Source organism: Streptomyces sp. TS71-3, assembly GCF_018327685.1.
Lineage (GTDB): Bacteria > Actinomycetota > Actinomycetes > Streptomycetales > Streptomycetaceae > Streptomyces.
Genome location: NZ_BNEL01000001.1, coordinates 98131 through 111483, shown reverse-complemented (window position 1 = coordinate 111483; position 13353 = coordinate 98131). Strand labels below are relative to the sequence as shown.

The window sequence follows — 13353 nt, the reverse complement described above, 5'->3', positions numbered from 1 at the left end:
ACCGAGCCCGCCGCCGCCATCGGACCAGGGGACCAAGGGACCAAGGGATCACCGGATCAGCAGGTACCGCAGCGCCTTCGTGACGTCGCCGGGTGCCTCCTCGGCCATGAAGTGGCCGCAGGTGACGGTGGTGTGGCGCAGGTCGGGGGCCCAGGCCCGCCAGAGGGCGGCGGAGTCGTAGCCGAGTGCGGCGCCCCAGTCCTGCTGGAGGACGGTGACGGGCATCCCCAGCCGGTTGCCGGCCGCGCGGTCGGCCCTGTCGTGGTCGGCGTCGATGCCCGCGGAGGCTCGGTAGTCGGCCACGATGGACGGCACCGCCGCGCGGCACGCCGCCAGGTACGCGGCACGCACGTCGGCGGGGAGCGCCGCCGGGTCGGCCGTCCAGGCGTCGAGGAAGTGTCCGAAGAACGCGTCCGGCGCGGCGGAGATGAGCTGCTCCGGCAGGCCGGGGGGCTGCGCCATCAGGTAGAGGTGGAATCCGACGGCGGCCCCGGCGCCGTGCAGCGCCTCCCACATGTCGAGCGTCGGCAGCACGTCGAGGCAGGCCAGGTGGCTGACGGCGTCCGGGTGGTCGAGCCCGGCGCGGAACGCGACGAGCGCGCCCCGGTCGTGCCCGGCCAGCGCGAACCGCTCGTGCCCCAGCGCCCGCGCCACGGCGACGACGTCGGCGGCCATGGTCCGCTTGGCGTAGGTGCCGGCGCCTGACTCGGCGGGCTTGTCGCTGGCGCCGTAGCCGCGCAGGTCGGGGCAGATGACGGTGTGGTCCGCGGCGAGGTCGGCGGCCACGTGCCGCCACATCAGGTGGGTCTGCGGAAAGCCGTGCAGCAGCACGACCGGATGTCCGGAGCCGCCGACGGCCACGTTCAGGTGAACGCCGCCGGCACCGGGGATCCGGCGCTGGTCGAAACCGGGGATGACGGGGGTGGCGGGGGTGGCGGGGGTCGCGGGGGTCGCGGGTGGCATGGGCGGACTCTTTCGGTCGGGTGGTCCTTGGTCCTTGGTCCTCGGTCCTCGGTCCTCGGTCCTTGGTGCCACCACCGTCCCCCGGCCGGATGAGCACCCGATGAGCGCGCGAGTGGGGTCCGGGGCGCCCAGGGAGCGCCCGAGGGATGTCGGCGGGACGGGGAGCATCCGAGGCCGAGGAACGCCGGGCCGGAGGGGGCGCGCGGCGGGAGGGGAGGAAGGAGGGGCGCACGCGGCGGGAGAGGCACACGGGAAGGGAGAGGGGCGCGAGGAGCACCACGAGCACCCGGGGAGCGCCTGGGCAGCACCTCCGGGAGGCGCCGTGCCCGGCGCGCTACCGTGGCGGGTGACCTGGGGCGCCGCCCCGGAGAGGGTGGTCCTGGGGTGTCGGTCGGGTTCGGCGTGCTGGGCCCGGTGACGGCGTGGGACGCCGCCGGGCGGCCGATCGCGCTGAAGGGCCCCCGGCACCGTGCCGTGCTGGCGCGGCTGCTCGTCGCCCGGCGCCGCGTCGTACCGGTCGCGCGGCTGGCCGACGACCTGTGGGCGGGGCTGCCCGAGCCGCCCGCGGACCCGGTGGGCGCCGTCCGCACCTTCGTGGCCGCCCTGCGCCGCGCTCTCGAACCGCACCGGCCGCCCCGTGCCCCGGCCCGGCTCCTGGTGACCGAGGGCCCGGGGTACGCGCTGCGGGCCGCACCCGGCACGGTGGACGCCTGGCGCTTCGAGGACGCGGTGGCCACCGCCGGCGAGCTGCCGCCCGAGGCGGGCCTCGCCCGGCTGACGCAGGCGCTGGGGTGGTGGCGCGGCCCCGCGTACGCGGACTTCGCCGACCGGCCGTGGGCCCGCGCGGAGCGCGCCCGCCTCACCCAGCTCCGGCTGCACGCGGTCGAACGCAGGGCCGCGGCCCGCATGGCACTCGGCCGCGCCGCGGAGGCCGCCGCCGATCTGGACGCGCACGTGGCCGAGCACCCCTGGCGCGAGGACGCGTGGCGGCTGCTGGCCCTCGCGCTGTACCGGACGGGCCGGCAGCACGACGCGCTGTCGGTGCTGCGCCGCGCCCGTGCCCTGCTCACCGGGCAGCTGGGCCTCGACCCCGGCCCGGGTCTGCGCGGCCTGGAGGCGGACATCCTCAACCAGGCGGCTCACCTGGACCAGACAGCTCACCTGGACCAGGCGACTCATCTGGACCGGGTGGTGGACGGTGCGGCTGCGGCGGGCGGGCTCGCGGCAGGGCTCCCGGCCCACGCAGCCGGGGGCGTCAGCACTGGCTCCGCCCGCGCCGGCGCCGCGGACGCCGGCGCCGGTTTCGCCGCTGAGCGCCTGTGGGCGCAGACCACCGCCGCGTACGAGCACGCCGTGCCCGCCGGGGCGCGGGCCAGGCTGGAGTCGACGGTGGGGCTGCTGCGGGGCCTCGCGGTGACCGGCGGCAGCGGGCTCCAGGCGGCCAGGCGGCAGCGCCTCGCGGCGGTCGCCGCGGCGGAGGAACTGGGCGATCCGGCGCTGACCGCGCGGGTGATCGGCGCGTACGACGTGCCGGCGATCTGGACGCGTGTCGACGATCCGGAGCAGGCCGCCCAGGTCGTCGCGGCCGCGCGGCGCGCGCTGGCGGTGCTTCCTTCGGCGACGGCCGGGGGCGGAACGGCGACCGGGACCGCCTGGGCGGCGGCTGGGGCCGGGACCGCATCCGGGGCCAGGGCCACGACCACATCCGGGACCGAGGCCAGGGCCACGACCACATCCGCTTCGGCCGGCGCCCCGGCACGTGCCCGGCTCCTGGCCACCATCGCCCTGGAGTCCCGTGGTGAACCTGGCCGGACCCCCGCCGCCGCCACTCCCGCTCCCACGGCCGCTGCCGCCGCCCGGGAGGCCGAGGCCATCGCCCGGCGGCTGAACGACCCCGTGCTGCTGGCGTTCGCCCTGAACGCCGTCTTCATGCAGAGCTTCGACGCCGCCGGACGCGCCCCGCGACGGGACGCGATCGGGACCGAACTCGTCGCGCTGGCCGCCCGGCACGACCTCGTCGCCTACGAGGTCCTCGGTCACCTGATCCGGCTCCAGGCCCGCGGCGGGCTGGGGGACTTCGACGGGGCCGACCGGCACGCCGCCGCCGCGGACCGGCTCGCGAAGCGTCACGAGCTTCCGCTGGTGGGGGTGTTCACCACGTGGTACCGGGCGGTGCGGCTGGCCGAGACGGGCGGGGATCCGGTGGCGGCGGAGGGGGCGTTCCGGGAGGCGGCGACCCTGCTGGACGGTGCGGGCATGCCCGGCCTCGAACAGGGGCTGCTGCCCCTCGCCCTGCTCTGCCTGCGGGTGCGGAACGGAGGAGCCGCGCTCGCCGACGACGGCGACGAGATCGACGAGATCGACGAGATCGACGAGATCGACGAGGTTACGGGCTGGGGTCCGTACGCACCCTGGGCCCTCCCCCACGTGCTGCTGGCGCAGGGCCGCCGGGATGCGGCGGCCTCGGCCCTGCGCCGCGCCCCGGACCCGCCCGGGGATCTCCTCATGGAGGCGCTCTGGTGCCTGATCGGGCAGGCCGCGATCGCTCTCGGGGACCGTGAGCGGGTGGCCCGTGCCCGTGCGGCTCTCGTGCCCGCGGCGGGGGAACTGGCCGGTGCGGGGAGCGGCGTGCTCACCGTCGGCCCGGTCACCCGCCACCTCTCCGACCTCACCGCGGCGCTGGGCGTCGGCTAGGGCGAGGCCGTTTGCGCGGGGCGCTTGCGGCGGCTCATTCCCTGCACCCCTATCGGGGCCCTGCCCCTCACGGCCGTCGGTCGGTGCCACGCCGTCGTGGTCCCCTCGCGCAGTTCCCCGCGCCCCTATCACGGCCCTGCCCCCCACGGCCGTCAGTCGGCTACCACGCCATCGTGGCTGCTCGCGCAGTTCCCCGCGCCCCTATCACGGCCCTGCCCCCCCCACGGCCACCAGTCGGCTACCACGCCATCGTGGCTGCTCGCGCAGTTCCCCGCGCCCCTATCACGGCCCTGCCCCCCCACGGCCACCAGTCGGCTGCCACGCCATCGCGGCCCTCGCTCGCCCACTGCCTTGCGGACGTGCCAGGTACCCCCATCCCGTGCCCCCTATCGGGGCGCAGCCCCGTTCTGAAGGGGCGCGGGGAACTGCGCGCTCAGCCACGACGACACCATCAGATCGCCACCGGCCCCCAGGGGCACCCTCGGCCGCACCCGCCCCGTAAGGGGCACCGCACCCCCGGCCCGACCCGCCCCGCAAGGGGCACCGCACCCCCGGCCGCACCCGCCCCGCAAGGGGCGCCCTCAGTGGTTGCGTGTGATCGATTTGTGCTCGACGTAGCCCGTCAGACCCACCGTGCCGTACTCCCGCCCCAGTCCGCTCGCCTTGTAGCCGCCGAACGGCCCGTCGAAGCTGATCGGCGAACCGTTCAGGGTGACGGTTCCGGTGCGCAGCCCCCGGGCGACCTCCAAGGCGTGCTCGGGGCTGGCGCTCCAGATGCCGCCCGACAGGCCGTAGTCGGAGTCGTTGGCGATCCGCACGGCGTCGTCCTCGTCGTCGTAGGCGATCACGACCAGGACGGGGCCGAAGATCTCCTCCTGTGCGATGCGCATGCTGTTGTCGACGTCGGCGAAGAGGGTGGGGGTGACGTAGTTGCCCCCCTCAAGCCCCTCGGGGACCTCCGGGCCGCCGGTGACCAGGCGGGCGCCCTCCTCGATGCCGAGGGTGATGTAGTCGATGACGCGCTGCTGCTGGTCACGCCGGATCATGGGGCCGATGAAGGTGTCCGGCTCCGACGGGTCGCCGACCTTCAGTGACTCCACCATCTCCCGCAGGGCTTCGACGATCTCCTCGTAGCGGCTGCGCGGGGCCAGGATCCGGGTCTGGAGGATGCAGGCCTCGCCGTTGTTCCCCAGCGAGCCGAACCGCAGTCCCTGGACCGCGGCGGCCAGGTCGGCGTCCTCCAGGATGACGGCGGCGGACTTGCCGCCCAGTTCGAGGCTGACCCGCTTGAGCTGCTCGCCGGCGATCGAGGCGATGCGGCGGCCCGCCCGGGTCGACCCCGTGAAGGCGATCTTGTCGACGTCCGGGTGGGCGACGAGGTGCTCGCTGGTCTCCCGGTCCGCCGGCAGGATGCTCAGAACGCCCTCCGGGAGCCCGGCCTCGTGGTAGAGGTCCGCCAGCAGCGTCATGCTCAGCGAGTTCTCCGGGGAGACCTTCAGCACCACGGTGTTGCCGGCCAGCAGGGCGGGCGTCAGCTTCGCGGTGGCCGCGGAGAACGGGGAGTTCCACGGGATGACCGCGGCGACCACGCCGATCGGCTCACGCCTGACGATCGTGTCGAAGGCCACCGAGGGATCGGAAGGCTCGACGACCTCCTCCCAGCCGAACTCCTCGGCCGCCTTGAGGTAGGCCTCGACCTGGCGGGTCAGGAACGGCTGGCCGGCCTTGGTGAACCAGCCCGCCGAACCGTTCTCCGCGGAGATCGTCGCGGCGATCTCGTCGGCACGCGCCTCGCGCAGCGCGTTGACCCGGCGGATCACCTCCTGGCGCTCCTTGGGGTCGGTACGCGGCCACGGGCCGTTGTCGAACGCCTCCCGTGCCGCGGCGACCGCCGCGTCCACGTCGGCGTCCGCGGCCTGGGCCACGCGGCCGAGCACGGACCCGTCGTGCGGGGAGCGGATGTCCAGCAGCAGGTCCGGGGTGCTGGGGCGCAGCCAGGAGCCGCCGATGTAGAGCTTGTCGCGGACGATCATGTTGGTCGTCTCCTTCTGGTCAGGTGCGTCACGAAGTTCGTCGTGAAGCGTGAAGTTCGTCGTGAAGTTCAGTAGTCAAGTTCGGGGTGAGCTGGCGGCCGCGGGCCCGGCGTGACCTGGTGGCCGCGCGCCGGTGCGCGTTGGCGGCCGCGCGCTCAGGCCGAGTTGGTGACCGCTTGGTGGCCGCATGCTCAGCCGGTCGTGGCGGGGCGGACCATCCGGGCCACCGGTGTGTCCGCGAAGTCGCCGAGTCCGTCGAGGTCGGTGGAGACGCTGACCTCGCGCCAGGCGGCGTCCTCGGCCGCGCGGGCCTCGGTGATCCGCGGCGCGAGCCAGGCCGCGTCCGAGCCGAGCAGCAGCCGGGTCGGAGGCTCCGGTTCCGCGGTGACCCGGAGGATCACGCGCGCCATCCGTGCCGGATCGCCGCGCTGCACGTCCGGGTTGTCGTGGTAGGTCCGGGCGAAGACGCCGACCGTCTCGTCGTACTCGTCATGGATGTCCGGGACCGGCATGGGGGCGCTCGCCCACGGTGTCCGGATGCCTCCGGGCTCGACCAGCGTGGCGCGGATGCCGATCGGTGCGACCTCGCGGGCGAGGATCTCGGTGAAGCCGCCCAGCGCCCACTTGGACGCCTGGTAGGCGCCGAGTCCCGGCTGGGCCCGTCTGCCGCCGATCGTGGAGACGTTCACGATCCGGCCGGAACGCCGGGGGCGCATCACCGGCAGGGCGGCCCGCACCATGGCGACCGCGCCGAAGAAGTTGACCTCGACGTTCCGGCGGAACTCGTCCTCCGGCATGTCCTCGATGGAACCGACGCTGCGGTGGCCGGCGCTGTTCACCAGCACGTCCAGGCCACCGAACTCGCCGACCGCGTACTCCACCGCTTCGCGTGCGGAGCCGGCGCGGGTCACGTCCACCTCGCGGACCCGCAGCCGGTCACGCGACCGCTCACGCGACCCGTCGGGCACCGCCACGGCATCGGCTGCCAGGTCCGTCGCCAGCACGTTGTGCCCGGCCTGCAGAGCGGCCTCGACCAGACACCCGCCGAGGCCACCGGCGGCTCCGGTGATCAGGAAGGTCCTCGTCATGTCGTCCCTGTTCATGTCGTCCCGCTGTCGTCCTGCCTCGTCGTGTGCGCTCGGGACCCTTACGGGCCCACGAGACCACTGTAGAGGATTTTCGATGTACTGCAACACTCATGTTGCATTTCATTGCCCGTATCGCTTCACTCGGGATGAGCATGGCGAACTAACTGCGACTGATTGATAGACTTACGAGATCATGAGAGCCGACGCCGCACGCAACCTCACCGCGGTCCTGCGCACCGGAGCCCGACTGCTCGCGGACGACCCGAGTACCTCGCTCTCGGCGATCGCCACCGCGGCGGGAGTGGACCGCACCACCGTCCACCGCCGCTTCGCCACGCGCGAGGCCCTGCTCAGCGCCGTCTTCCAGGCGAAGCTCGACTCCGCGGAACGGGTCCTCGACGAGGCGCGCCTCACGGAGGCACCGGTCGCCGTCGCCCTGCACCGCTACGTGGAGGGGATCATCCCCGTCAGCCGTGAGTGGCCGGTCGACACGCGCCGCATGATGCAGCAGGACTCCGGCGCCCGCGTCCGGCGCCAGGAGCAGAGCAAACGGCTGGACGACTTCCTCCAGCGCGCGGCCGGCGAGGGCTATCTGCGCCCCGGCGCCGCCCCGGCGTGGGTACGGGCCGTCCTCGACGACCTGGTGGACAGCGTCGCCCACCGGTTCCCCGACATCGAGCCCCCGCAGGCGGCCGACCTGGTCGTGGACACGTTCCTGCGCGGCCTCGGCGGGAACTGACACCCGACCCGCTGTACCGGCTCGGCGGTGCCGCCGCGGTAGGCGGGTCGGGGTGCTCGATCAGTCAGCGATCGGAGTACTCGATCAGTTCGTGCGTCTCGGCGGAGTGCTCGCCGACGACGAGCTCGTAGCCGCCGACCGCCCAGACCCGGCCGGTGTGGCCGATCGGGGCGAGGTCGTCGACCTGGTACGACCGGGTCTCGCCGGACGACAGCGCGCGCCGTCGACCCGGGCCCAGTGCCTGCCGTCGTAGTGCCAGAAGACGGGCGGGCCCTCCCAGCCGTCGGGGTCGCCGGAGAACCACACCCCGCCGCGGCCGTCACCCGTGATCCCACCGGAGCTGATGCCGCTCACCGGGCCGGTGGCGTCGTGCCAGCGGTGGCCGTCCCGGTGCACCATCCGCGGCTGGTCTCCTTTCGACATACTTACCTGGTCCGGTGTGCCCACCATGTTGCCCTGCCGGTCTGATGGATCGACATGGGGGAGAAAATGATCGGGACACTGTTCCGGACTGACGAGGTACCGAAGGCGGATCGGTTCGACTACTGGTGTGCGTGCATGGCGAACACCATGTGGCCTGCGGAGATGACCAGCCGCCACGCCGGTGACTTTCGGGCCGAGATGCGTCTGATGGAGTTCGGCGCGCCCTACGTGTGGCCGACTTCGTTACAGTCGATGAGTTTCCGGCGTACACCGAGGCTGATCCGGAGATCGGATCCCGAATATTACCACCTGCAATTTTTACTACAGGGGAATATCGGCATTGTCCAGGCCGGTCGGGAGACCGTGCAGGGCCCCGGTGAGATGACCGTTGTCGACACCTCGCAGCCCTACGAATGCCATATTCTCAGCCACAGCGTAGGAGTGGCGCTCGAAATCCCCAGAGTTCTGGTGCCCGTGTCACGGGACCTGACACAACATCTGCTCACGCAACCGCTGCCCGGGCAGGAAGGCATCGGAGCCCTGCTCGCGGGGTTCCTCACCCGCCTCGCCCAGGACACCACCCCCTACCCGCCTTCTGACAGGGCCCGTTTGGGGACCGTCCTGATCGACCTGCTGTCCGCGACCCTGGCCCACCACCTGGAAGCCACCGACGCCCTCACCCCGGAGACGCGTCAGCACACGCTCACCCTGCGGATCAAGGAGTTCGTTCGCCAGCATCTGCACGAGCCCGACCTGAGTCCCGGAACGATCGCTGCCGCACATCACATATCCCTCAGCCACCTGCACCGTCTCTTCAAAAGCGAGAGCATCACGATCGCCGCCCTCATACGGCGCCAACGCCTCGAAGGCGCCCGTCGCGATCTCTCCGACCCCGCGCTGGCCACCATTCCCATCCATGCCATCGCCACCCGCTGGGGCTTCAGGAGCCACGCCGACTTCACCCGCTCCTACCGCACCGCATATGGCATCACCCCCCGAGAAGAACGGCAGCGTTGAGGGGCGTGCAGACCCAGCGGGCAGAAGGATGGGCACACGGAAACACCGTGAATCGAACGCGCGTCGCGTTATCGAAAGAGCTCGGCGATTTCTCCCCGACCTCACCTCGTGGACGGAGTGCCAAGGAAATGGATACTCCATGGCAAAGACAACCCCCGCCCGTGCCGGAGAAGCTGGGCCCATGTTGCCCGCTCAGGTAAGGCAACCTGGACATGAAAGGGGTTCGCCTCATGCTGCGTTACCGGCGCGCCTTTGTCGTCTGTGCCCTTGCGGCCGCGCTGTCCGCCGCGGTGGAGATCCCGGCGGTGGCCGTTTCGGCCGATGGCCACGTCTCTGGAACACCCGTGAGCGACGGTAGGCCGACCGTCGTCCCGGCCGACGACTGGATTACCGTCAGCCCGGCCGACGACTGGGCCACCCTCAGCCCGGCCGGCGCCCAGACCGGATCATCGACGGCGGCGTGCAAACTCCTCCGGGCCACGACGGACGTGAACATCCGCTCGACGCCGTCGACAGGCGCGGCCGTCATCGGCACCGTCCGCAAGGGGGCAACCGTCTGCCTGAGCGGAAAGGCGGTCGGCGGCAAGTACACCGCGTGCAAGAAGACGAGCAACGTCTGGGCCACGCTTTCCAGCAGGCAGAAGCGTCTGTACTACGTCGCCACCACCTGCTTCGTCGCGGCGGGAAAGCAGAAGGGCTGACTCTCCCGCCGAGGCGGCCGGGCTCCACGAGAGCGGTTCACCGTGAGCCGGCGAGCTGCCCGACCCGGATGGCCGGAGCCGGCAGGGGAGGGCAGGAGGCCGGCGAGAGGGACGAGGGCAGGCAGGGCGCGCCCAACCGGGACGGGGACGCTGCGTGACGCGGTGTTCCCAGTGCGTTCCCGTTCGCCCGCCACAAAAGGCCCCGCGATCTCCGCGGGGCCCTTTGTTCGCACCGTATTACCTGGTCAGAGCCAGAGCCCCCTGTCGGATTCGAACCGACGACCTACGCATTACAAGTGCGTTGCTCTGGCCATCTGAGCTAAGGAGGCAGCCCGAGCAGTGTACCCAGCCCGGGAGGTGGGCCCGTCGAAAATTTCGTCGAAGTTCATGGTCGACGGAGTGCTGACAGAACGCATGACCGGCATGTAACGTCCGGTTCACGTTCGCACAGATGGCCTACACCAGTGCGGTCGTCTTACTGCGACACAGCAGTCACAACCTCACAAGTGGTCGCCGCGGCGGAGCGCCCCTCCGGCACGGTCGCCCCTTTACTCGGATCGTCCGGCACGTTCCTGCCGGTGAAGGGAATCACGCGCCATGGCAACTGTTTCGTTCGACAAGGCGACCCGGGTCTACCCGGGCTCCGAGAAGGCCGCCGTCGACAGCCTCGAAATCGAGATCGCGGACGGCGAGTTCCTCGTCCTGGTCGGCCCGTCCGGCTGCGGTAAGTCCACCTCCCTGCGCATGCTCGCGGGCCTGGAGGACGTCAACTCCGGCTCGATCCGCATCGGTGAGCGCGACGTGACGCACCTGCCGCCGAAGGACCGGGACATCGCCATGGTGTTCCAGAACTACGCGCTGTACCCGCACATGACCGTCGCCGACAACATGGGCTTCGCCCTCAAGATCGCCGGTGTGCCGAAGGCCGAGATCCGCAAGAAGGTCGAGGACGCCGCGAAGATCCTGGACCTCACGGAGTACCTGGCCCGCAAGCCGAAGGCGCTCTCCGGCGGTCAGCGGCAGCGTGTCGCGATGGGCCGCGCGATCGTGCGTGAGCCGCAGGTGTTCCTCATGGACGAGCCGCTGTCCAACCTGGACGCCAAGCTCCGCGTCTCGACCCGTACGCAGATCGCGTCCCTCCAGCGCCGCCTGGGCATCACCACCGTCTACGTGACCCACGACCAGGTCGAGGCCATGACGATGGGCGACCGCGTGGCCGTGCTGAAGGACGGCCTGCTCCAGCAGGTCGACTCGCCGCGCGCCATGTACGACAAGCCCGCCAACCTCTTCGTCGCCGGCTTCATCGGCTCCCCCGCGATGAACCTCGTGGAGGTCCCGATCACCGACGGCGGCGTGAAGTTCGGCAACTCCGTCGTGCCGGTCAACCGCGACGCCCTCAAGGCCGCCGCCGACAAGGGCGACACCACCGTCACGGTCGGCGTCCGCCCGGAGCACTTCGACGTCGTCGAGCACAACGGCGAGGCCGCCGAATCCCTCTCCAAGGACTCCGACTCCGCCCCGGCGGGTCTCGCCATCAACGTGAACGTCGTCGAGGAGCTCGGCGCCGACGGTTACGTGTACGGCACCTCCGAGGTCGGCGGCGAGACCAAGGACCTGGTCGTCCGCGTGGGCGGCCGCCAGGTTCCCGAGAAGGGCACCAAGCTGCACGTCGTGCCGCGGCCCGGCGAGACGCACGTGTTCGCCACGTCCTCCGGCGAGCGCCTGAGCGACTGAGCGACCGGGCAACCGAGCCGCCTGGCGCCCTGGGCGACCAGCGTTCGGTCCACTCGGCCGAGGGGCCCCGCACCGTGCCGGTGCGGGGCCCCTCGCGTTGCCCGGAGCCAGCGCGCCGCGCCCTCGCCCGCCCGGAGCGGAGAGTCCAGGGCCCTCGCCTCGCCTGGCCGGCCGGGTTCGGTAGGCCCGCCGCCAAACCCCGGTGCCTCCAGGGGACTTCACCGTCGTCGTCAACTCCCGCCAAGAATTTTCGGGCATTTCGTCCCCCTAGAGGGTGACTAAATGTCGCCAAATCACCACCGAGCGCTACGCTCACAGCCGTGACGCACTTCGCCAAACCCCTGCCGCGGCGCGGCCCGGCCCGCCGGATCGGCCGCTCCCTCGCTCTCGTCCTGCCCGTTGTCCTGGTGCTGTCCGGCACCCTCGCGGTCACCCGCGTCAACTGGTCGGGCGCGCCCCGGGACTCGGTCCTCACCGCGTCCTCGTCCTCCGTCGCGTCGGGTGCCGCCGCGCGCCCCGCGCAGGACGTGCTGCGCGACCGGCTGCTGCTCGAAGTCCGCGAGAAGGACCCGGGCACGGCCCTCACACACCTCCAGCAGGCCGTGCACGACCGCCCCTCGCTTGCCCAGCACTGCGGCTCCATCGCCCGCGCCCTGGGCCGCGCCGCCGTCCAGACCTACGGTCCCGTCCGCGCGCAGCGGTACGCCCGTCCGGTCTGCGACACGTCCTTCGCGGCCGGGGTGGCCGCACAGCAGTGAGCCCGCGCGGCGCGCCGGGTGCCCCTCCTCACCACCGCGCGCCGCTGCGTACGCTTCGTGCATGACCGATCCACACGCCCTCCCACCGCCCACGCAGGCCGTCGTCCTGGCGGGTGGGCAGGGCTCGCGGCTGCGCCCCTACACCGATGACCGTCCGAAGCCGATGGTGGAGATCCCCGGCACCGGAACGCCGATCATCGGCCACCAGCTGGCCTGGCTCGCCGAGGAGGGCGTCACCGACGCGGTGGTCTCCTGCGGCCATCTCGCCGAGGTGCTCCAGGAGTGGCTGGCCAAGGCGGACCTCCCGCTGCGCGTGACCACCGTCGTGGAGCGCGAGCCGCTGGGGCGCGGTGGCGGTCTGAAGTACGCGGCCGCTCATCTGCCGCACCCCGATCTGCCGTGGTACGCGACGAACGGCGACATCTGGACGCGTTTCTCGCTGCGCGAGATGGCGGCGTTCCACGCGGAGCGTGCCGCGGCGGCGACGCTCGCGCTGGCGCGGCCGCGGATTCCGTGGGGGGCCGTCGAGACGGACGCGTTCGGGCACATCACCGACTTCATCGAGGCGCCGCCGTCGCCCTATCTGATCAACGCCGGGGTGTACGTGTTCGCCGCGGAGTTCACCGCGCTTCTTCCGGATCGCGGGGACCATGAGCGGACGACGTTTCCGGGGCTGGCCCGTACGCGGCGTCTTGCCGGGTATCCCATTCCTCAAGGGGCGTACTGGCGGGCGATCGATACGGCGAAGGATCTGAGTGAGGCGGCGGAGGAGTTGGCCGCTACGCGGCGCTGACCCGGCTCGGTGCGCACCGTGAGGGTCGGCCCTCTGTCTCCCTTGCCCGGGCTACGGTGCCTTGGCGGCAGCGGTTGTCCGGTCGCCGGCCGGGGTGGTCCTCGGTGGCCTTTCGGCCTTCCCGCCCCCGGCGTCCGCGGATCCTGGGTCGTTGGCCTTCTGCGGGTGCGTCGTGGCTTCTCGCGCAGTTCCCCGCGCCCCTATCAGGGCGCCCGTGGCCGACGTCGGGCCTGCATGACCCTCACCGCGGCTGCCGTGCGGACGATCGGTGGCCCCTCGCGGCCCAGCCCCCACCCGCGGCCTCAGCGGACTCCGGTCGTTGATCTTCCGCGCGTCATCGTCGCTTCTCGCGCAGTTCCCCGCGCCCCTATCAGGGCGCCCGTGGCCGACGTCGGGCCTGCATGACCCTC

Annotated in this window: 11 protein-coding genes and 1 tRNA gene; 7 read left to right on the top strand and 5 right to left on the bottom strand. The window is 72.2% G+C overall.

Annotated elements, in window-relative coordinates; genetic code table 11:
* Nucleotides 1-48: 48 nt before the first annotated feature.
* Nucleotides 49-963, bottom strand: coding sequence for an alpha/beta fold hydrolase (locus Sm713_RS00535; protein WP_212907743.1), 915 nt, complete (start codon nt 961-963; stop codon nt 49-51).
* Between the two features lie 384 nt (nt 964-1347).
* Here Sm713_RS00535 and Sm713_RS00530 point away from each other — a divergent pair, with 384 nt between their 5' ends.
* A complete protein-coding gene (locus Sm713_RS00530) occupies nt 1348-3657 on the top strand; it encodes a BTAD domain-containing putative transcriptional regulator (protein WP_212907742.1) in 2310 nt (769 codons plus the stop codon).
* Between the two features lie 581 nt (nt 3658-4238).
* On the opposite strand, the gene Sm713_RS00525 is transcribed toward Sm713_RS00530, so the two are convergent.
* Nucleotides 4239-5690 (bottom strand): aldehyde dehydrogenase, encoded by a 1452-nt coding sequence (locus Sm713_RS00525; RefSeq protein ID WP_212907741.1) that lies wholly within the window; start codon nt 5688-5690, stop codon nt 4239-4241.
* Nucleotides 5691-5881: 191 nt separating this feature from the next.
* Nucleotides 5882-6793, bottom strand: a complete 912-nt coding sequence (locus Sm713_RS00520) for an SDR family NAD(P)-dependent oxidoreductase (protein WP_249416019.1) — start codon at nt 6791-6793, stop codon at nt 5882-5884.
* A 178-nt stretch (nt 6794-6971) separates the two neighbouring features.
* On the opposite strand from Sm713_RS00520, the gene Sm713_RS00515 reads away from it, so the two are divergent.
* Nucleotides 6972-7517, top strand: coding sequence for a TetR/AcrR family transcriptional regulator (locus Sm713_RS00515; protein ID WP_212907740.1), 546 nt, complete (start codon nt 6972-6974; stop codon nt 7515-7517).
* A 64-nt stretch (nt 7518-7581) separates the two neighbouring features.
* Here the strand turns inward: Sm713_RS00515 and Sm713_RS00510 are convergent, their stop codons facing one another.
* A complete protein-coding gene (locus tag Sm713_RS00510) occupies nt 7582-7821 on the bottom strand; it encodes a hypothetical protein (RefSeq protein ID WP_212907739.1) in 240 nt (79 codons plus the stop codon).
* A gap of 254 nt (nt 7822-8075) precedes the next feature.
* Here Sm713_RS00510 and Sm713_RS00505 point away from each other — a divergent pair, with 254 nt between their 5' ends.
* Both Sm713_RS00505 and Sm713_RS00500 read left to right on the top strand, forming a co-directional pair.
* The gene (locus Sm713_RS00505) at nt 8076-8957 is read left to right on the top strand and encodes a helix-turn-helix domain-containing protein (protein ID WP_249416018.1); all 882 of its coding nucleotides are present in this window, start codon (nt 8076-8078) and stop codon (nt 8955-8957) included.
* A 230-nt stretch (nt 8958-9187) separates the two neighbouring features.
* A complete protein-coding gene (locus Sm713_RS00500) occupies nt 9188-9658 on the top strand; it encodes an SH3 domain-containing protein (RefSeq protein WP_212907737.1) in 471 nt (156 codons plus the stop codon).
* 255 nt (nt 9659-9913) lie between these two features.
* Here Sm713_RS00500 and Sm713_RS00495 read toward each other — a convergent pair.
* A tRNA-Thr gene (locus Sm713_RS00495) sits at nt 9914-9987 on the bottom strand.
* Between the two features lie 268 nt (nt 9988-10255).
* On the opposite strand from Sm713_RS00495, the gene Sm713_RS00490 reads away from it, so the two are divergent.
* The 3 genes from Sm713_RS00490 to Sm713_RS00480 all read left to right on the top strand — a co-directional run bounded on the left by Sm713_RS00490 (nt 10256) and on the right by Sm713_RS00480 (nt 12943).
* The gene (locus tag Sm713_RS00490) at nt 10256-11392 is read left to right on the top strand and encodes an ABC transporter ATP-binding protein (protein ID WP_212907736.1); all 1137 of its coding nucleotides are present in this window, start codon (nt 10256-10258) and stop codon (nt 11390-11392) included.
* A 320-nt stretch (nt 11393-11712) separates the two neighbouring features.
* A complete protein-coding gene (locus tag Sm713_RS00485) occupies nt 11713-12150 on the top strand; it encodes a hypothetical protein (protein WP_212907735.1) in 438 nt (145 codons plus the stop codon).
* A 61-nt stretch (nt 12151-12211) separates the two neighbouring features.
* Nucleotides 12212-12943: a nucleotidyltransferase family protein gene (locus Sm713_RS00480; RefSeq protein ID WP_212907734.1), complete on the top strand. Its 732-nt coding sequence runs from the start codon at nt 12212-12214 to the stop codon at nt 12941-12943.
* Nucleotides 12944-13353: the final 410 nt, after the last annotated feature.